This is a genomic window from Sphingomonas sp. SORGH_AS_0879, from assembly GCF_030819175.1.
Lineage (GTDB): Bacteria > Pseudomonadota > Alphaproteobacteria > Sphingomonadales > Sphingomonadaceae > Sphingomonas.
Genome location: NZ_JAUTBJ010000002.1, coordinates 1,247,361 through 1,266,473 on the forward strand (window position 1 = coordinate 1,247,361; position 19,113 = coordinate 1,266,473).

Genomic DNA, 19,113 nt, shown 5'->3' on the forward strand with positions numbered 1-19,113 from the left:
TCGCCCACCTATATCCGCCCAGTGAACGGGGTTTTCGGGTTGCCGCGATCGGGACCGGACGACCCCGGCATCGAACTTTCAGACTATGTTCTCGAGGGGCATTTAGAGACTTATGGCAAAAGTGATCGGCATCGACCTCGGCACCACCAACAGCTGCGTCGCTGTCATGGAGGGCGGCAAGCCCAAGGTCATCGAAAACGCGGAAGGCGCGCGCACCACGCCGTCGATCGTCGCCTTCGCCAAGGATGGCGAGCGCCTGATCGGCCAGCCCGCCAAGCGCCAGGCGGTGACCAACCCCGACAACACCATCTTCGCGGTGAAGCGCCTGATCGGTCGCCGCTTCGACGATCCCGTCACCAAGAAGGACACCGAGCTGGTCCCGTACGCCATCGCGCGCGGTCCGAACGGCGACGCGTGGGTCAATGCGGGCGGCAAGGATTACAGCCCGTCGCAGATTTCGGCCTTCACGCTCCAGAAGATGAAGGAAACCGCCGAAAGCTATCTCGGCGAGACGGTGACCCAGGCGGTCATCACGGTTCCCGCCTACTTCAACGACGCGCAGCGCCAGGCGACCAAGGATGCCGGCCAGATCGCGGGCCTGGAAGTGCTGCGCATCATCAACGAGCCGACCGCGGCTGCGCTGGCGTACGGCCTGGAGAAGCAGGACGGCAAGACGATCGCGGTCTATGACCTTGGCGGCGGCACCTTCGACATCTCGATCCTCGAGATCGGCGACGGCGTGTTCGAGGTGAAGGCGACCAACGGCGATACCTTCCTGGGTGGCGAGGACTTCGACAACAAGATCGTCGATTTCCTGGCATCGGGCTTCCAGAAGGACGAGGGCATCGACCTCACCAAGGACAAGCTGGCGCTCCAGCGTCTGAAGGAAGCCGCCGAAAAGGCGAAGATCGAGCTGTCCTCGGCCCAGTCGACCGAGGTCAACCTGCCCTTCATCACCGCCGACCAGAACGGCCCGAAGCACCTCGTCAAGTCGATCACCCGCGCCGATCTGGAGCGTCTGGTCGAAGACCTGATCCAGCGCACGCTGGAGCCGTGCAAGAAGGCGCTGGCCGATGCGGGCATGAAGGCCGACGAGATCGCCGACGTGGTGCTGGTGGGCGGCATGACCCGCATGCCGCGCGTCCGTGAGGTCGTGAAGAACTTCTTCGGCAAGGACCCGCACACCGGCGTGAACCCGGACGAAGTCGTCGCCATGGGCGCGGCGATCCAGGCGGGCGTGCTCCAGGGCGACGTCAAGGACGTGCTGCTGCTCGACGTGACCCCGCTGTCGCTGGGTATCGAGACGCTGGGCGGCATCATGACCAAGATGATCGACCGCAACACGACGATCCCGACCAAGAAGAGCCAGGTCTATTCGACCGCCGACGACAACCAGAATGCGGTGACGATCCGGGTCTTCCAGGGCGAGCGCGAAATGGCGCAGGACAATAAGCTGCTGGGTCAGTTCGACCTGGTCGGCATCCCGCCCGCGCCGCGCGGCGTGCCGCAGATCGAGGTCACGTTCGACATCGACGCCAACGGCATCGTCAACGTCTCGGCCAAGGACAAGGGCACCGGCAAGGAGCAGCAGATCCGCATCCAGGCGTCGGGCGGCCTGTCGGACAGCGATATCGACCAGATGGTCCGTGACGCGGAGAAGTTCGCCGAAGAGGACAAGAAGCGTCGTGCCGAGGCCGAGGCGAAGAACAACGCCGAATCGCTGATCCACACCACCGAGCGTCAGCTTGCCGACAATGGCGACAAGGTCGATGCCTCGCTCAAGTCCGAGATCGAGGCGGCGATCGCCGAGGCCAAGACCGCGGTCGAGGGTGGCAATCCCGACACGATGAACGAGAAGGCGCAGGCGCTCGCTCAGGTCGCGATGAAGCTGGGCCAGGCGATCTACGAGAAGCAGCAGCAGGCCGACGCCTCGCCTGCCGCCGATGCGGGCGCGGCCAAGCAGGACGATGTCGTCGACGCCGAATTCTCGGAAGTCGACGAGACCAAGTAAGGCCGTCGGCCCGGCCTGCCTACGGGTGGGTCGGGCCTTCGGTTCCGATGTGAGAATACCGCCTTTCGGGGCATGAAGTGGCGAAGCGCTTGGGCGATCGCTCCGTCCGGCCTGACGGCATGGTCGGTCGGCGGGCCACGCACAGGCGGACGGGGCGAGACCGGGCATGAGCACGACGATCGACTATTATGAACTGCTCGAATGCGAGCGCACGGCGGACGATGCGACGATCAAGTCGCGTTACCGCAAGCTGGCCATGCAATATCACCCGGATCGCAATGCGGGCTGCAAGGAATCCGAGGCCAAGTTCAAGGCGATCAGCGAAGCCTATGACTGTCTGAAAGACCCCCAGAAGCGGGCGGCTTATGACCGTTATGGCCATGCCGCGTTCCAGCAGGGCATGGGCGGCGGCGGTGGCGGCGGCGCGCAGGATTTCGGCGCCTTTTCCGACATTTTCGAAAGCGTCTTCGGTGAGTTCATGGGCGGGGGACGCGGCGGCGGGCGGCAAAGCCCCCGGCGTGGCGCGGACCTGCGCTACGATATGGAGATCACGCTCGAGGAAGCGTTCCACGGCAAGCAGACCGAGATCACGGTCGATGTCTCGGCCACGTGCGACACATGCGACGGCTCTGGCGCGAAGGCCGGGACCAGTGCCAAGACCTGTCAGCAATGCGGCGGGCACGGCAAGGTGCGCGCGCAGCAGGGCTTCTTCGTGGTCGAGCGGACCTGCCCGGTCTGTCAGGGCGCGGGCCAGATCATCGCCGATCCCTGTCCCGATTGTCGCGGCGATGGCCGTGTGGAAAAGACCAAGACGCTGGCGGTGAATATCCCGGCGGGCGTGGACGAAGGCACCCGCATCCGCCTGTCCGGCGAGGGCGAGGCGGGTGCGCGCGGTGCGCCGGCGGGCGACCTCTACATCTTCCTCCATGTGAAGCGGCACGCGATCTTTGAGCGCGAGGGCACCACCCTGTTCGCGCGCGCGCCGATCAGCTTCACCACGGCGGCGCTGGGCGGCTCGCTGTCCATCCCCGGCCTCGACGGCCGCACGCACGAGATCAAGATCCCGGCGGGCATCCAGTCGGGCAAGCAACTCCGCCAGCGCGGCGCGGGTATGCCCGTCTTGCAGGGACGCGGCACCGGCGATCTGGTCATTCAGATCGAGGTGGAGACCCCGACCCGGTTGTCGACCCGCCAGCGCGAATTGCTCGAACTCTTCCGCGAAACCGAGACGGGCGACGAATGCCCCGAGAGCCAGGGCTTCTTCGCCAAGTTGAAGAGTGTCTTCGCGGGGGAGTAATGTCCCCAAAGCGGGACAGGTCCGTCAAGACTGGTTCTCGACTCTCCAGCCGTCTGCGTTAGTCAGGACATGACCGTACTCCCTCCGGCGTTCTTAAACTGGGGGGAATCATGTCCGATATTGTTGAGGCAATACCGCCTGCGTCGCGGTTCGCGACCACGCTGGACCGTATCGAACGCTTATATCTGTTGTTGTTGAGAACCGCGATCCTGGTCATCGCCACGGGCGTCCTGATTTGGGCGGCGTGGCTGGCGGTATCGGCGACGGTCCGGATCATGCGGTCGCCCGAATCCGTCGTCGAGCAGCCGGTGTCGGTCGCGGCATCGGAATTGCCGTCGGCCATCGCACCGGAAGCGGTGAAGGCCGCCGCCAAGCGGAACGACGGCCCGTCGCTCAAAGCGGAACGGCAATTCTACAGCCGCTTCGTCGACCAATATCATTCGCTCTACCAGACCCGGTTCGAGCCGTTTCGCCGGGCCGAGGACAAGCGCCTCAATCGCGACGAGTTCGACGACAATTTCGTAAAGTCGGGCGAGCGGCTGGCGGCGCTGGCGCGCGGCGACGGCGATTTCGCGAAGGATCGCGCCGATCTCGAGGAATTGCTCCAGGCCATGACCCAGGCGTCGACGCTGCCCGAAACGATGGCGCGGCTGAAGCAATATAAGGAGGCCGTCAAAAAGCCTGTCCGACGCCAGGTCGAGCGTTTCCGGATCGAGTCCCGGCGGGGTTGGGACAGCCTGAGCACCAATTGCGAAAGCTGGTACGAGGCGCCCATTGGCTGTGCGGTCACGCGGCAGGTCAGCGTGCCCTATACGCAGACGGTCACGTCCATGGCGCTGCCCGACGGATTACTGTCCCATACGCAGATTTTCCGGGGGATGCAGGACCGCTATTTCACGTTGCTGACTGAACGACGCGAGCGGGAAGCGGCGTCCGTCACCGCCAAGCGCGCCGATATTGCAGAGGGCCAAAGTATCGGTTGGGGCTCGCTGCACCTCATGTTGTACGTGCTGGCGGGATTCCTGATCCTGATGTTCTTCTTCCTGTTGATTGCCATCGAGCGGCATCAGCGCCGCGTCAACGCCCGCGTCTGAGGCCGGGGGAGGGGCGCTTGCCAGTAAGGGCTGCGCTCCTCCATGATGGCGGTAAGATAAGGAGATTGCCGATGCGTAGAGTGATGACGTGCGTGGCCATGATGACGGCCGCGATGATGCTTCCCGCTGCGGCGCCCGTATCGGCTCCGCGCGTCGGGATCGCCAGTTTCGAGGCGTTGGCCAAGCCCTTGCCGCTTCCCTATCATGCCGGGGATGCCAAGGCGGAGATCGCCGCTGCACGAGTACAGGCGGTCAAGGCGCATAAGCGCTTGCTGATCGATCTGGGGGGCAATTGGTGCCTCGACTGCCGGTTGCTGGCGGGCGTGATGGAAACGCCGCAGATGCGGCCCTTCGTCGCCAGGCATTTCGAGGTGGTGACGGTCGATGTCGGCCGGTTCGACCAGAATATGGATATTCCGGCGTCCTACGGCATCCAGGGACGGCTAAAGGGTGTGCCCGCCGTCCTGATCGTCGATCCGAAGACCAACAAGCTGGTCAATGCAGGGCGGGAAACGGCGCTGGCCGATGCGCGGGCGATGACGCCGCAGGCGGTGGCGGATTGGGTGGCGCAGTGGGTGGGGTGAGGGGGCTCGGCGGTCGCCGGGCTCGATAACAGCGGGCGTTCCTTCCTCTATCCCCTCCCGCTTGCGGGAGGGGAGTGGTTACGGGCAGGCGTTTCCCCAAAACAACTCCCCTCCCGCAAGCGGGAGGGGCTGGGGGAGGGGAGTCCCTTTCCCGGCGTCACTCCGCCGGTGGAACTCCCCCAACTCATCACTCGCCGAACACCCGTGCGAAGATCGTGTCGACATTCTTATAGTGATAATTGAGGTCGAACCGCGCCTCGATCTCCTCTGGCGACAGCGCCGCCGTCACGTCCGCGTCAGCCTTGAGCAGTTCCATCAGCGACAATTCGCCGTCCGACTCCCACACCTTCATCGCGTTGCGCTGGACGAGGCGATAGCTGTCCTCGCGGCTCACGCCCGCCTGGGTCAGCGCCAGCAGCACGCGCTGCGAATGGACGAGGCCACCCATCTTGTTGAGGTTCTTCTCCATCCGCGCCGGATAGACGACCAGCTTGTCGATCACGCCGGTCAGGCGGGCCAGCGCGAAGTCCAGGGTGATGGTCGCATCGGGGCCGATGTACCGCTCGACCGAGGAGTGGCTGATATCGCGCTCATGCCACAGCGCGACATTCTCAAGCGCCGGGGTCACATAGCCGCGCACCATGCGGGCCAGACCGGTCAGATTCTCGGTCAGCACCGGGTTGCGCTTGTGCGGCATCGCCGACGAGCCCTTCTGACCGGGCGAGAAATATTCCTCGGCTTCCAGAACCTCGGTACGCTGGAGATGGCGGACTTCGGTGGCCAGTCGCTCGATCGAACTGGCGATGACGCCCAAAGTCGCGAAGAACATCGCATGGCGATCGCGAGGGATGACCTGGGTCGAGACGGGCTCGACGGTCAGGCCCATCTTCTCGGCGACATGGGCTTCGACACGTGGGTCGATATTGGCGAAGGTGCCGACCGCGCCCGAAATGGCGCAGGTGGCGATATCGGCGCGCGCGGCGACCAGGCGGGCGCGGTTGCGGTCGAACTCGGCATAGGCCTGGGCCAGCTTCAGGCCGAAGGTAACCGGCTCGGCATGGATGCCGTGGCTGCGCCCGATGGTCGGGGTCAGCTTGTGCTCGTATGCGCGGCGCTTGATGACGGCGAGCAGCGCGTCCAGATCCTCGATCAGGATGTCCGAGGCGCGGGCAAGCTGCACCGCCAGGCAGGTGTCGAGCACGTCCGACGAGGTCATGCCCTGGTGCAGGAAGCGCGCTTCCGGCCCGGTCCGCTCGGCGACATGGGTCAGGAAGGCGATGACGTCGTGCTTGGTCTCCGCCTCGATCGCGTCGATGCGCGCGATGTCGAAATCGCCCGCCGCCTTGTCGGCTTCCCAGATGCGCGCGGCGGCTTCCTTGGGCACGACGCCCAGTTCGGCGAGCGCGTCGGTGGCGTGCGCCTCGATCTCGAACCAGATGCGGAAACGGGTCTGCGGATCCCAGATCCGGGTCATGGGGGCACGGGAATAACGCGGAATCATGGGATACCTCTGGTCGTGGAATCGGCACGGGCGACCGTGCACTTCCTCTCGGAATCACGGTGTGTCGTGCCGTTAGCAGGGACGAGCCGAGCCTTCAAATCCGAAGGTGTGATACCCATATGGCAAAATGCGGATCGGGAACGTATCTCTAACGATGAAGATGCTTTTCCGGTCTTCATAATCATCGATCGAACCAGCGTAAGGAGAGACGAGATGATGAAATATGCTTTTCTTGTCGGTGCCATGATGGCGTCTGCCCCTGTGTTTGCGCAGGACACGACCGCGTCCGGTCAGACCTCACCCGCCCCGGCCCAGACCGCGCCCGCTACAGCGGCTGATCCAACGCAGGCCGCGCAGCCCGCGACCGATCCGGCTGCCACGACCCCGGCACAGGGTCAGGTTCAGGCGACCGGCGACCAGATCGCGCAGGTCGTGGACACCCAGTTTCCGACCTATGACAAGGACGGCGACGGCAAGTTGAACAGGGCCGAGTTCGGCCAGTGGATGGTCGCACTGAAATCGCAGACCGATCCGTCGACCAAGGCGGATGCGCCCGCGACCAGGAAGTGGATCGGCACCGCCTTCGCCCAGGCCGATACCGACAAGGACAAGACGGTGTCGAAGACCGAACTGACCGGCTTTCTGAGCCAGGGTCAGGGCTAAGGCCGAATCGGAACATCCCCTCCGTTCCGACATGATCCCTGGGCGGGGATAAGCGGGGCCGCCGGACCTTCGGGTTCGGCGGCCTTATTCATCCTTCCAAATTCTCCCCAAGCGAACTTGGGGAGGATTTGAGCGGGCACGAAAAAGGGCAGGGGCGTCGCCGCCACCTGCCCTGATTTCGTTCGCTTACTCGTGAGAGAAAGCGAGGCCGGATCAGGCCTCTTCCGAACCTTCGGCCGCTGCCGCTTCGTCCGTGGCGGTCGGAACCGTCGGCGGCACGATCGTCGCGATCGCGAAGTCGCGGTCGTCGATGGCGGGCTCTGCGCCCTTGGGCAGCTTCACGTCCGAGATATGGATCGAGTCGCCCACGGCCACACCCTTCAGCGAGACGGTGATCTCGGTCGGGATATTGGCGGCGTCGACCACCAGCTCGATCTCGTGACGGGTGACGTTCAGGACGCCGCCCTGCTTCACGCCGCTCTGGTCTTCGTCGGTGAACACGACGGGCACGGCGACCGTGACGGTTTCATGCTCGCCGATGCGCAGGAAGTCGACGTGCAGCGGGCGGTCGGTGACCGGATGGAACGCGACGTCCTTCGCCAGCGTGCGCTGGCCGTCCACCATGATGACCGAGGTGAAGAAATGGCCGGTCATCAGCGCCTTGACGAGGGCCTTCTCTTCGAGATGGATCGACGCGGCGGCCTGGTTGCGGCCATAGATCACGGCGGGGACGCGGCCTTCACGACGCAGCGAACGGGAGGCTCCCTTGCCAACCTGATCGCGCGTCTCGGCGGCGAGCGTAAGGGTGTCGCTCATTCCAGTAACTCCGAAACAAAATGGATATAGGCTTCCGACCACGCCTCCAGGGATGACCATGACCGGAAGCGGCGGCGCATAGCGGGGATGGGGCGGAAAGGCAAGGCGCCTGCCCCCCGCATCGCAATAGGCATCGTCAATAGGCGATGCGCTGCGCCGTGATCCCCTGCCTGGCGAGTTGCGCCTGGACGCTGTCGTCACCGGCCAGATGGCCCGCGCCGACCGCGATGAAGAGGGTGCCGGGCTTGGCCATCCGATCCTTGATCCAGGTCGCCCAGCGGGCGTTGCGATCGGTAAGCAGGGTCTTGGCGACCTCGGGCGAGTCCTTCAGGCTTTCGTTCATGTCGCGGGCCAGCGCGTCGGGGTCGCCATGGGCCCATTCGTCCACCATCTTGGCCATTTCCTCGCCCGCCTTGGGCATGTCCTCGACGGTGGAGGTCAGGAATTCGATCTGCGCCTTTTGCGACAGGCCGTTGAAATAGCTGATCTGCTGCTCGGCGGTCTCCAGTCCGGCCACCGGCTTGCCCGACGCCTTGGCCGCGTCGGCCAGCACCGTTTCCGGGCCGTTCTTCGGATCGTAACCCAGCTTCTGGATCGGCACGAGCGACAGGGTGACGCCCGCCAGCCACGGCTTCATCCGGTCGAACGCCTGGGGCGGCAGACCCGCATCGGTCATCGCCTTCAGATAGGCCCCGCGCTTGTCCGCGGGCAGTTGCTCGGTCAGCGTCGGGCCGGTCATGACCAGGCCGTTCTTCACGACGATCTGTTGCATGGTGGCCGGATCGGGCTGCACCATTTCGAGGACGAGTTGATCGGACTTGTCGAAGGCGGTCTTCACCGCCTCGTCGAACCAGCTCAGGCCCGGCTTCAGCACATGGATGGTGCCGAACAGATAGATGGTGGTGTCGGCATCCTTGACCACCCACAAGGCGGGGTCGGCATCGTTGGCGTCTTTCGCGGGCGTGCTCTGCGCACAGGCCGGGAGCGCCAGTATCAGCGCGAGCGAGGTGAGGGCGGCTTTCATGATCGTCTTCATGGGATCGGGCTTTCGATAAGAAAAGGGGAGGTGCAGCGGATCAGGCATATTTGCGGTAGAGCCAGACCAGCCCGCCGACCGCCATCATCGCGAAATAGACCCATTCGATCCGAACCGGTGGCAGTGCGCCGCCGCGCCACAGAAACCACCAGACCGGTACGCCCAGCCCGACGGTATAGAAGCTGGCGACCGCACCGTCGCGATAGGCCTGGCGTTCATGCTCATCGACCACACGGTGCCAGCGCCACGAAATGACCGGCACGACCACGCCCCAGATCAGCGCCATGAGTATGCCGAACCAGAGCGGCAACGGCGAGGACCACAGATCCGGTCGGGCATCGCCGCCCGGCGTTTGGCGCAGGACCACGATGGCGGTCGACAGCCCGGCGATACCGCCGATGCCGCCACACAGGGCAAGCAGCCGGTGATTGGCGCGCTCGCTGGGGCCTTTGATGGGGCGAGGAGATTGGGTCGTCATGGTCGTACCTCAATCGAAAGCTGAACGGAGACATGGGGGAGTGGGGCCCCGATTGCGGCGAGGGTGCCGGGCACGATGGCGTGGCCAGCGACTTCACCTGAGCGCCCGGCGCTCCAAGCGAACAGCGACAGGGCGATGCCTGCGCCGATGGCCGCATGGGTCAGGCGGCGTCTCATGATCGATATCGCACGAGATAGGCCACCGCGCCACTCGCGGCGAAGAGTAGCAACATGATAACAGCCATGCCGTAGCCGGACGTCATCATGGCTGGTCCCCGCCCGCCGATCAGCGGGACTGCGATCAGTCCCGCGGCGAGCCCGGCGCTCAACCGCGCGCTCCACCACCATAGCCGGACGGTCATGGTCATGCCGACCATCGCCAGGCCCAAGGCGACAAGCGCATAGGTCATGGCATAGGGTCGGCCCGCCATGTCCGGGACATGGCCACCGATGATCGGCAGCCCGATCAGACCCGTGGCCAGCCCGGCGCAAAGCTGGGCCTGTCCGCGCCACAGCCGCCCGATCAGGCCGGGGTGTGCGGGAAGGGTCGCGTCATTCACCATCATGTTCGTCATCGAAAATCTCCTCGATCGGCATTGCGAACAGTCGTCCGATGCGGAAGGCGAGCGGCAGCGAGGGGTCGTATTTCCCCGTCTCGATGGCGTTGACGGCCTGGCGCGACACGTCGAGCCGCCCGGCCAACTCCGCCTGGCTCCAGTTGCGTTCGGCGCGCAGTACCTTGAGGCGATTTTTCATCTCCACCTCCTCTGGCATGGCTGGCCTCCCTTGTCATCACACCATGACCTAATGTCAGGTGACCATGACAAAGTGACAGTGAGTCGCGACAATGTCAACAACGCCTGACAAAATATCATGTGTAGCTGACTGCATGGGCAGGGGTGGCCTCGGCTCGCCTTGACCGCGAAGGGGCCTTCCGCCAAAGCCTGCGCCCATTATGCAGACCCGGAACGGACCCCCGGAAGGACCATTGTCCTTCCAGCGCATGATCCTCACCCTCCATGACTATTGGAGCGAGCGGGGATGCGTGATCCTGCAACCCTATGACATGGAGATGGGGGCGGGCACCTTTCACCCCGCGACCACGCTGCGGGCGCTGGGGCCGGATTCGTGGAACGCCGCCTTCGTCCAGCCGTGCCGCCGCCCGACCGACGGCCGCTATGGCGAGAACCCCAACCGGCTCCAGCATTATTACCAGTATCAGGTGATCCTGAAGCCCTCGCCCGCCGATTTGCAGGACCTGTATCTGGGCAGTCTCGCCGCGATCGGCGTGGACATGGCCAAGCATGATATCCGCTTCGTCGAGGACGATTGGGAAAGCCCGACGCTGGGCGCCTGGGGCCTGGGCTGGGAGGTCTGGTGCGACGGGATGGAGGTGACGCAGTTCACCTATTTCCAGCAGATGGGCGGATACGACATGAAGCCGGTCGCGGGCGAACTGACCTACGGACTCGAGCGTCTGGCCATGTATATCCAGGACGTCGACAATGTGTACGACCTGCGCTTCAACGATGCGGGCGTGAGTTACGGCGACGTGTTTCTCGAAAACGAGAAGCAGATGTCGACCTGGAATTTCGAGGTCGCCGACACCGACACGCTGTTCGACGCCTTCCGCAAGGCGGCGGCCGAGTGCGAGCGCTGTCTGGAGGCCAAGCTGCCCATCCCCGCCTATGAACAGGCGATCAAGGCCAGCCATACCTTCAACCTGCTGCAAGCACGCGGCGTGATCTCGGTGGCGGAGCGCCAGGCCTATATGGGCCGCGTCCGCGATCTGGCGAAGGGCGCATGCGGCGCCTGGATGGACAAGAACGGATGGGCCGCGTGACCCCGCATCCCATTCCTCCCCAAGCCAAGCTTGGGGAGGGGGACCATCACGCCAGTGATGGTGGAGGGGTCGCCGCGTCAGCGGCGGATGCCCGCCGCCCCCTCCACCGGCTGCGCCGGTCCCCCTCCCCATCAGAGATGGGGAGGATTTGAGAGTGACCATGACCGATTTCCTGCTCGAACTCCGCTCCGAAGAAATCCCCGCCCGGATGCAGGCGGGCGCGCGCGAGAATCTCGCCAAGCTGTTCACCGCCGAACTCGCCAAGGCCGGGCTGTCGGCGGGCGAGATCGTCACCTATGCTGGCCCGCGCCGTCTGGCGTTGATCGCCAAGGGCTTGCCCGCCGCGACCGAGGCCGTGTCCGAGGAGGTGAAGGGCCCGCGCGCCTCCGCCCCGCCCCAGGCCCTGGAGGGCTTTCTCCGCAAGACCGGGCTGACCCGCGAGCAATTGACCGAGCGCGACGGCGTGCTGTTCGCCATCACCGAAAAGCCCGGCCGCGCGACGGCGCAAGTGCTGGCCGAGGCGATCCCCGCGATCATCCGCGCCTTCCCCTGGCCCAAGTCGATGCGCTGGGGCGCGGAGTCCGCCTCGACCGAGTCGATGCGCTGGGTCCGTCCGCTGCACGCCATCGTCGCGCTGTTCGGGGCAGAGGTGGTGCCGTTCGAGATCGCGGGGATCACCAGCGGCAACACGACGCGAGGGCATCGTTTCCATGCGCCCGCCGAGATCGTGCTGACCGGCGCGGATGCTTATGTCGAGCAGTTGCGCGGGGCCAAGGTGCTGGTCGATCAGGACGAGCGCGCCGCGATCATCCGTGACCATGCGTCGGTGCTGGCCGCCGAGGCCGGGCTTGAACTGGTCGAGGACGAAGGGCTGGTCGCGGAGAATGCCGGGCTGACCGAATGGCCGGTGCCGCTGCTCGGGCGCTTCGACGAAGCGTTCCTGGACGTGCCGCCGGAGGTCATCCAGCTGACCGCGCGGGTGAACCAGAAATATTTCGTCTGCCGCTCCGCCGACGGCAAGCTGGCCAACGCCTTCGTCTGCACCGCCAATATCCAGGCGACCGACGGCGGCGCGAAAATCGTCGAGGGCAATGGTAAGGTGCTCGCCGCCCGCCTGTCCGACGCGCGCTTCTTCTATGAGACGGACCTGAAGACCAGGCTCGACGATCTGCGGCCCAAGCTGGAAAAGATCGTCTTCCACGAAAAGCTCGGCACCGTCGCCGACAAGGTCGAGCGGGTGGCCAAGCTCGCCCGCTGGTTGGTGGAAGAGGGGATCGTGACCGAATCCCCCTCCCGCAGGCGGGAGGGGCTAGGGGAGGGCAGTGCCTCGGACGACGTCGCCAGCGGAACCGTCCCCCCCCCATCCCCCCCCGCAAGCGGAGGGGGAGCACTTGCCGATCTGGCGGAGCGCGCCGCGTATCTGGCGAAGGCCGATCTCGTCACGGGCATGGTCGGCGAGTTCCCCGAATTGCAGGGCCTGATGGGTGGCTATTACGCCGCCGCACAGGGCGAAGACCCGCGCGTGGCCGAGGCGATACGCGATCACTACAAGCCGGTCGGGCAGGGCGATGATGTCCCCACCGCGCCGGTGACGGTGGCCGTGGCGCTGGCGGAGCGTCTTCACACCCTCGCCGCATTTTTTGAAGCGGGGATTGAACCGACTGGGTCAAAAGACCCGTTCGCACTTCGCCGGGCGGCACTCGGAATTCTTCAGCTAATTTTGACAAATAGCTTGCGGTTCGGACTTCGCTCTGGGTTCGAGAATGTGTTGGCTAATAATCGGTATGGGCAGACCTATCTTACCGAAGAGCCGACGCTTGGAAAGCTGCTCGACTTCTTCGCCGACCGCCTCAAGGTCCAGCAGCGCGAAGCGGGCGTGCGGCACGACCTGATCGACGCCGTATTCGCGCTCGGTGGTGAGGACGACCTCGTCCGCCTGCTCGCCCGTGTCCGCGCGTTGCAAGCCTTCGTCACCACCGATGACGGCACCAACCTGCTCGCCGGCTACAAGCGCGCCGCGAATATCCTGAAGAAGGAAGGCGTCAAGGGCGACCAGCCCTGGACCGCGCCGACCTACACGCCCGAACCCGCCGAGGCCGAACTGATCGCCGCGCTCGACGCGGCCGAGCCCAAGGCGGCCGAGGCGGTGAAGGCCGAGGATTTTGAAGCCGCCATGGCCGCGCTTGCCTCGCTGCGTGCGCCGATCGACCGGTTCTTCGACGATGTGACCGTCAACGACGCCGATCCGGCCAAGCGCGCCGCGCGCCTCGCGCTGCTCGCCCGTGTCCGGGCCGCCGTCCACACGGTAGCCGATTTCTCGAGGATCGAGGGATGACTAAGCGCCGGATCGGGAAACGGAATCTGACGTTCCTGTCTTCCCCTTCGGCAATATCGCCTTATTAACACCGACGCCTGTGTCCCCAAGGCGTCGGACGATACGACCAGAAGAGGATCGAACCGATGACCTATGTGTACCGTTTCGGCGGCGGCGTTTCGGACGGCGGCAAGGGGGACAAGAATCTGCTCGGCGGCAAGGGCGCGAACCTGGCCGAAATGGCTTCGATCGGCCTACCGGTGCCGCCGGGCTTCACCATCTCCACCGCGATGTGCACCCGCTATTATGAGGATGGCGAGCAGTTTCCGCAGGAACTGCGCGACGAGGTCGCACAGGGCATCGCGCATATCGAGGCGGTGACGGAAAAGCGCTTCGGCGATCCTGAAAATCCGCTCCTCGTCTCCGTCCGCTCGGGCGCGCGGGTGTCGATGCCGGGCATGATGGACACGGTGCTCAACCTGGGCCTGAACGACCGGACGGTCGAGGGACTGGCGAAGAAGGCGGGCGACGAGCGTTTCGCCTGGGACAGCTATCGCCGCTTCATCCAGATGTATGCCGATGTCGTGCTGGAACTGGATCACGGCGCGTTCGAGGAAGCGCTGGAGATCGCCAAGGAGGATAACGGCTTCACCCTCGATACCGAGATGTCGGCCGCCGACTGGAAGGCGCTCGTCACGACCTATAAGGGTCTGGTCGAGGAGCAATGGGGCAAGCCCTTCCCGCAGGATGTGCAGGACCAGCTCTGGGGCGCGGTCGGCGCGGTGTTCGGGTCGTGGCAGTCGGAGCGCGCGAAGGTCTATCGCCGCCTGAACGACATTCCCGCCGACTGGGGCACCGCCGTTAATGTGCAGGCGATGGTCTTCGGCAATATGGGCGATACCTCGGCGACCGGCGTGGCCTTCACGCGCGATCCGTCCAAGGGCGACCGTGCCTATTATGGCGAGTTCCTGATCAACGCGCAGGGTGAGGATGTGGTCGCGGGCATCCGCACGCCGCAGTACCTGACCAAGGCCGCGCGCGAGGAAGCGGGGGCCAAGCCCGCCTCGATGGAAGAGGCGATGCCCGAGGTCTATGCCGAACTGGCCGCCGTGTTCGACCGGCTCGAAAACCATTATCGCGACATGCAGGACATCGAGTTCACGGTCGAACAGGCCAAGCTCTGGATGCTCCAGACCCGCTCGGGCAAGCGCACCGCCAAGGCGGCGTTGAAGATCGCGGTCGACATGGCGAATGAGGGCCTGATCACCCGCGAGGAAGCGATTGCGCGCGTGGATCCTGCGGCGCTCGACCAGTTGCTCCACCCGACGCTCGATCCCAACGCCAGGCGCGACGTGCTGACCAAGGGGCTGCCCGCCTCGCCGGGCGCGGCGTCGGGCAAGGTGGTGTTCGACGCCGATGCCGCCGAGCGTGCGGCGGCGGCGGGCGAGGCGGTGATCCTCGTTCGTGTCGAAACCTCGCCCGAAGACATTCACGGCATGCACGCGGCCAAGGGCATCCTGACGGCGCGCGGCGGCATGACCAGCCATGCGGCGGTCGTGGCGCGCGGCATGGGGCGTCCTTGCGTCTCGGGCGCAGGCAGCCTGTCGATCGACAACAAGGCCAAGCTGCTGCGCGTCGGTTCGCGTGAAGTGCGCGAAGGCGACATCCTGACGCTCGACGGTTCGACCGGCGAGGTGATGGTCGGCGCTGTCGCGACCGTGCAGCCCGAACTGGCGGGGGACTTCGGCACGCTGATGGAATGGGCGGATCAGGTCCGTCGGTTGAAGGTGCGTGCCAACGCCGAAACCCCGCTCGACTGCCGCACCGCGCGCGAGTTCGGCGCGGAGGGCGTCGGCCTGTGCCGGACCGAGCATATGTTCTTCGACGCCGCGCGGATCACGGCGGTGCGCCAGATGATCCTGGCCTCGGACGAAGCGGGCCGCCGCGCCGCGCTCGCCAAGTTGCTGCCCGAACAGCGCGCCGACTTCACCGCGATCTTCGAGGTGATGGCGGGCCTGCCGGTGACGGTGCGCCTGCTCGACCCGCCGCTGCACGAGTTCCTGCCGCAGCAGGAGGCCGAGTTCGCCGAGGTCGCCACCGCGGCGGGCGTCGATGTCGACACGCTGAAGCGCCGGGCGAACGAACTGCACGAGTTCAACCCGATGCTCGGCCATCGCGGATGTCGTCTGGGCGTGACCTATCCCGAAATATACGAGATCCAGGCGCGGGCGATCTTCGAGGCGGCGCTGGACGTCGCGGAGAAATCGGGTGAGGCCCCGATTCCCGAGGTCATGATCCCGCTGGTCGCCACCCGCCGCGAACTGGAACTGATGAAGGCGGTGGTCGACAAGGCGGCGCAGGCGGTCTTCGCCGAGCGGGGCAGGACGGTCGAATATCTGGTCGGCACGATGATCGAACTGCCGCGCGCCGCGCTCAAGGCGGGCGAGATCGCCGAAGTGGGCGAGTTCTTCTCCTTCGGCACCAACGACCTGACCCAGACGACCCTGGGCGTCAGCCGTGACGATGCCGCGCGCTTCCTGGGCGTCTATGTCGAGAAGGGCATCTACGCCAAGGACCCGTTTGTCAGCCTGGACGTGGATGGCGTCGGCGAACTGGTAAGCCTGGCCGCCGAGCGGGGCCGGGCGACGCGGCCGGGGATCAAGCTGGGCATTTGCGGTGAGCATGGCGGCGATCCGGCATCGATCGCCTTCTGCGAGCAGGTCGGGCTGGATTACGTGTCCGCCAGCCCCTACCGCGTGCCGATCGCGCGGTTGGCCGCGGCGCAGGCGGCGTTGAAGGCCAAGTAAGGGGGCGTTCTTCTCCCCTCTTGCTTGCGGGAGGGGAGTCTCATTGAGGTCTTCGCCAGCGGCTTTCCCTCCCCTATCCCCTCCCGCTTGCGGGAGGGGCGTGCCTGGGGGAGCCCGATTGCGCCATCTGCTGGTCCATCCCCTTTGGGTGGTGGAGGGACGACACGTCGCCCCACACCGCTCCCCTCCCGCAGGCGGGAGGGGATGGGGGAGGGCAGCGGGGTCTCACCGAGACCGGCACCGGCGGGGATACGACGACCTTACCCGTTGGTTGAAACGCGATTCCCGAAATCGAACCAGCCGCGACGTTCTCCAGCCGGATAGGCCGGACGCGCGGCGCTGGTCGCCACGGGGCGGTATGGTGCCCGCTCCACCACGGGAGCCGCCGCGACCGGTTGCGCGCTCGCCAGCCGCTGATTCTCGCGTTCCAGTTCGGCGATGCGGGTCTGAGCGGCAGCCAGCTTGGTTTCGGTATCCTTCACCTGTGCCGCATGGGCATCGCGCTCCGTGGCGTAGCGGGTCCGCCATTTGCGCCCGCCGGGATGGCTCGCCAGCCCGAAAAGCCATCCGGCGATGAGGACCAGCCCCAGCACGGCGAATTGGGTCGTCGAAGTGAACAACATCGCGGTCGATCCCTGTCTGTTACGACCGGTCAACGACCAAGCGGCCCGGCGGTTGCCAAACGCCGCTTTACTGCCCCGCCATCAGCGTGTCCTTGATCGAGCAGGCGGCGGGGCCCAGGATCACGACGAACAGCGTCGGCAGGATGAACAGGATCAGCGGCACCGTCATGATGGCGGGGAGCCGGGCGGCCTTTTCCTCGGCGCGCATCATGCGCTCGTTGCGGAACTCCGCCGACAGGACGCGCAGCGCACTGGCGAGCGGCGTGCCGTATTTCTCGGTCTGGACCATGGTCGTGACCACGCTGCGCAGCGCGTCCAGATTGACCCGGATGGACAGATTTTCCAGCGCCTGCCGCCGATCGGTCAGGAAGCCCAGCTCGACCGAGGTCAGTTGGAACTCGTCGCCCAGCTCGGGATAGGCGCGGCGCAGTTCGCGGGCGACGCGGGCGAAGGCGGCATCGACGGTCAACCCGGCCTCGGCGCAGATGACCATCAGGTCCAGCGCATCGGGCAGGCCCTTGCGGATCGCGGCGGTCCGCTTGTCGATTCGGTTCTTCAGCGCGAGGTCGGGCGCCTTGTAGGACAGGACCAGTGTCCCCGCGACCAGCATATAGCAGCTCAGGCCGCTCCAGTCGGAAAAACTGTCGGTGCCATAGACCCACAAGGCCATGCCGCCGCCCAGCACGATGGGCAGCGCCAGCCGTCCGAAGATCACCGCGACGGCCAGTTCCTTCGACCGGATACCCGCCTGAAGCAGGCGAAGCTGGATCGATTTGACCTGTTCGTCCTGGAGCATCTTCAGCGCGCTCAGCACCGATCGCATCCGCTCCAGCATGTCGGCGCGATCGACCCATTGGGTGCGGCGCTTGGGCGGCGCGGCGATCCCGGCCTTGAGCAGTTCGCGCCGTTCGTTGAGCGCGCGCACCCGGCGCGTCATCGGATCGCGCGTGCCGATCAGCAGATAGCCCGCGACCAGCAGGGCGAAGACGCACACCCCCCACAACAGGGCGGCGGCGGAGGCGGGCTCAAGGCCCAGGACGGTGTCGGCGGGGCTGGTCATTCAAATCTCGAAACTGATCATGCGCGACATGATGAAGGCCCCCAGGCCCAGCCAGATGAAGCCCAGCACCCCGATCAGCATCAGTCGCGGATCGGAGAAGAAGCGCGCCATATAGGACTGGTTGATCGTATAGATGATCGCGAACACGAAGAAGGGCAGCGACCCGACGATATAGGCGGACGCCTTGGGCTCGGACGACATCGCCCTGATCTTCAGCTTCATCTGCGCGCGCTTGCGCAGCACATCGGCCAGGTTGGACAGCGTCTCGGCCAGGTTGCCGCCCGTCTCGCGCTGGATGGCGATGGCGATGACGAAGAACTGGAATTCGGGAATATCCAGCCGGTCGGCGGTTTCCTGAAGCGCGGCGTCCATGGTGCGGCCGATCCGCATCCGGTCCGCGACGGCGCGGAATTCCTCGCCCACCGGCCCCGGTATCTCGTGCGCGACGACCGCCATGGTCTCGGCGATGGGCAGGCCGGAGCGCAGGCCGCGCACCAGCAGTTCGATGGCATCGGGGAAGCGCGCGATGAACTTGCCGACCCGGCGGGCGATCAACCGCTTGACCACCATATGCGGCACCCACAGCCCGGCGACCATGCCGATCACCAGCGCGAGGAACAGCGAGAGCCCCAGTACCAGCAACAGGATCATGGTGCCGAGCGCCAGCCCTGCGCTGGCCATGCCATATTGCCCGACGGTCCAGTCGTAGCCCGTCCGGTCCAGCATCTTGCCCAGCCGTGCCGGATTGGGCAGCAGGCGACCGAACGCCTTGTCCATCCGCGTGTCGCCCGCCAGTGCGATGCCGCGCGACGCGGCGATCGCGGCCTGGGCGGGCCGGTCGAGGTCGAGCGCGACGCGGTCCCGCAACCCCGCCAGCCGCCGGGCCTGCCCCCGCGATGTGGCGGGGGCGGAAAAGGCCGCCATCGCCAGCACCAGCGTCAGGAAGACGCCCAGGGCCAGGATCAGGGTCGCCGTCATGCCCATCGC

Annotated in this window: 17 protein-coding genes; 8 read left to right on the plus strand and 9 right to left on the minus strand. The window is 65.7% G+C overall.

Annotation, left to right across the window (positions count from 1 at the left end; genetic code table 11):
• Positions 1–112: 112 nt before the first annotated feature.
• The 4 genes from dnaK (at position 113) to QE379_RS06735 (ending at position 4,986) form a co-directional block, all read left to right on the plus strand.
• Positions 113–2,011 carry a molecular chaperone DnaK gene (dnaK, locus tag QE379_RS06720; RefSeq protein ID WP_306999058.1) on the plus strand — a complete coding sequence of 633 codons (1,899 nt, stop codon included), beginning with the start codon at positions 113–115 and terminating at the stop codon, positions 2,009–2,011.
• Positions 2,012–2,177: 166 nt separating this feature from the next.
• Positions 2,178–3,308 carry a molecular chaperone DnaJ gene (gene dnaJ, locus QE379_RS06725; RefSeq protein WP_306999060.1) on the plus strand — a complete coding sequence of 377 codons (1,131 nt, stop codon included), beginning with the start codon at positions 2,178–2,180 and terminating at the stop codon, positions 3,306–3,308.
• 110 nt (positions 3,309–3,418) lie between these two features.
• Entirely contained in the window at positions 3,419–4,402 is a 984-nt protein-coding gene (locus QE379_RS06730) for a hypothetical protein (RefSeq protein WP_306999062.1), read from the plus strand.
• Positions 4,403–4,473: 71 nt separating this feature from the next.
• A complete protein-coding gene (locus tag QE379_RS06735) occupies positions 4,474–4,986 on the plus strand; it encodes a thioredoxin family protein (protein WP_306999064.1) in 513 nt (170 codons plus the stop codon).
• Positions 4,987–5,173: 187 nt separating this feature from the next.
• Here the strand turns inward: QE379_RS06735 and purB are convergent, their stop codons facing one another.
• The gene (gene purB / locus QE379_RS06740) at positions 5,174–6,487 is read right to left on the minus strand and encodes an adenylosuccinate lyase (protein WP_306999066.1); all 1,314 of its coding nucleotides are present in this window, start codon (positions 6,485–6,487) and stop codon (positions 5,174–5,176) included.
• 243 nt (positions 6,488–6,730) lie between these two features.
• Between purB and QE379_RS06745 the strand changes: the two genes are divergently transcribed.
• A complete protein-coding gene (locus tag QE379_RS06745; RefSeq protein ID WP_306999068.1) occupies positions 6,731–7,150 on the plus strand; it encodes an EF-hand domain-containing protein in 420 nt (139 codons plus the stop codon).
• Positions 7,151–7,363: 213 nt separating this feature from the next.
• On the opposite strand, the gene QE379_RS06750 is transcribed toward QE379_RS06745, so the two are convergent.
• From QE379_RS06750 to QE379_RS06770, 5 genes are all read right to left on the minus strand, one after another.
• The gene (locus tag QE379_RS06750) at positions 7,364–7,966 is read right to left on the minus strand and encodes a 50S ribosomal protein L25/general stress protein Ctc (protein ID WP_306999070.1); all 603 of its coding nucleotides are present in this window, start codon (positions 7,964–7,966) and stop codon (positions 7,364–7,366) included.
• A 136-nt stretch (positions 7,967–8,102) separates the two neighbouring features.
• Positions 8,103–8,990, minus strand: a complete 888-nt coding sequence (locus QE379_RS06755; protein WP_373461738.1) for a TraB/GumN family protein — start codon at positions 8,988–8,990, stop codon at positions 8,103–8,105.
• A 52-nt stretch (positions 8,991–9,042) separates the two neighbouring features.
• Entirely contained in the window at positions 9,043–9,480 is a 438-nt protein-coding gene (locus QE379_RS06760) for a hypothetical protein (protein ID WP_306999075.1), read from the minus strand.
• 172 nt (positions 9,481–9,652) lie between these two features.
• Positions 9,653–10,054, minus strand: a complete 402-nt coding sequence (locus QE379_RS06765) for a hypothetical protein (RefSeq protein ID WP_306999077.1) — start codon at positions 10,052–10,054, stop codon at positions 9,653–9,655.
• Positions 10,032–10,235, minus strand: a complete 204-nt coding sequence (locus QE379_RS06770) for a helix-turn-helix transcriptional regulator (RefSeq protein ID WP_076709757.1) — start codon at positions 10,233–10,235, stop codon at positions 10,032–10,034. Before QE379_RS06770 ends, QE379_RS06765 begins: the two co-directional genes overlap by 23 nt.
• A 247-nt stretch (positions 10,236–10,482) precedes the next feature.
• Between QE379_RS06770 and QE379_RS06775 the strand changes: the two genes are divergently transcribed.
• The 3 genes from QE379_RS06775 (at position 10,483) to ppdK (ending at position 16,443) form a co-directional block, all read left to right on the plus strand.
• A complete protein-coding gene (locus QE379_RS06775) occupies positions 10,483–11,322 on the plus strand; it encodes a glycine--tRNA ligase subunit alpha (protein ID WP_294310866.1) in 840 nt (279 codons plus the stop codon).
• A gap of 160 nt (positions 11,323–11,482) precedes the next feature.
• Positions 11,483–13,657 (plus strand): glycine--tRNA ligase subunit beta, encoded by a 2,175-nt coding sequence (glyS, locus tag QE379_RS06780; RefSeq protein WP_307003114.1) that lies wholly within the window; start codon positions 11,483–11,485, stop codon positions 13,655–13,657.
• A gap of 125 nt (positions 13,658–13,782) precedes the next feature.
• Positions 13,783–16,443, plus strand: coding sequence for a pyruvate, phosphate dikinase (ppdK, locus tag QE379_RS06785; protein ID WP_306999083.1), 2,661 nt, complete (start codon positions 13,783–13,785; stop codon positions 16,441–16,443).
• Positions 16,444–16,703: 260 nt separating this feature from the next.
• On the opposite strand, the gene QE379_RS06790 is transcribed toward ppdK, so the two are convergent.
• The 3 genes from QE379_RS06790 to QE379_RS06800 form a co-directional block, all read right to left on the minus strand.
• Positions 16,704–17,066 (minus strand): hypothetical protein, encoded by a 363-nt coding sequence (locus QE379_RS06790; protein WP_306999085.1) that lies wholly within the window; start codon positions 17,064–17,066, stop codon positions 16,704–16,706.
• A 67-nt stretch (positions 17,067–17,133) separates the two neighbouring features.
• On the minus strand, positions 17,134–18,126 hold the full coding sequence (locus QE379_RS06795; protein ID WP_306999087.1) for a type II secretion system F family protein: 993 nt from the start codon (positions 18,124–18,126) through the stop codon (positions 17,134–17,136).
• Positions 18,127–19,110 carry a type II secretion system F family protein gene (locus QE379_RS06800; protein WP_306999091.1) on the minus strand — a complete coding sequence of 328 codons (984 nt, stop codon included), beginning with the start codon at positions 19,108–19,110 and terminating at the stop codon, positions 18,127–18,129. It abuts the gene before it with no gap.
• Between the last annotated feature and the right edge of the window lie 3 nt (positions 19,111–19,113).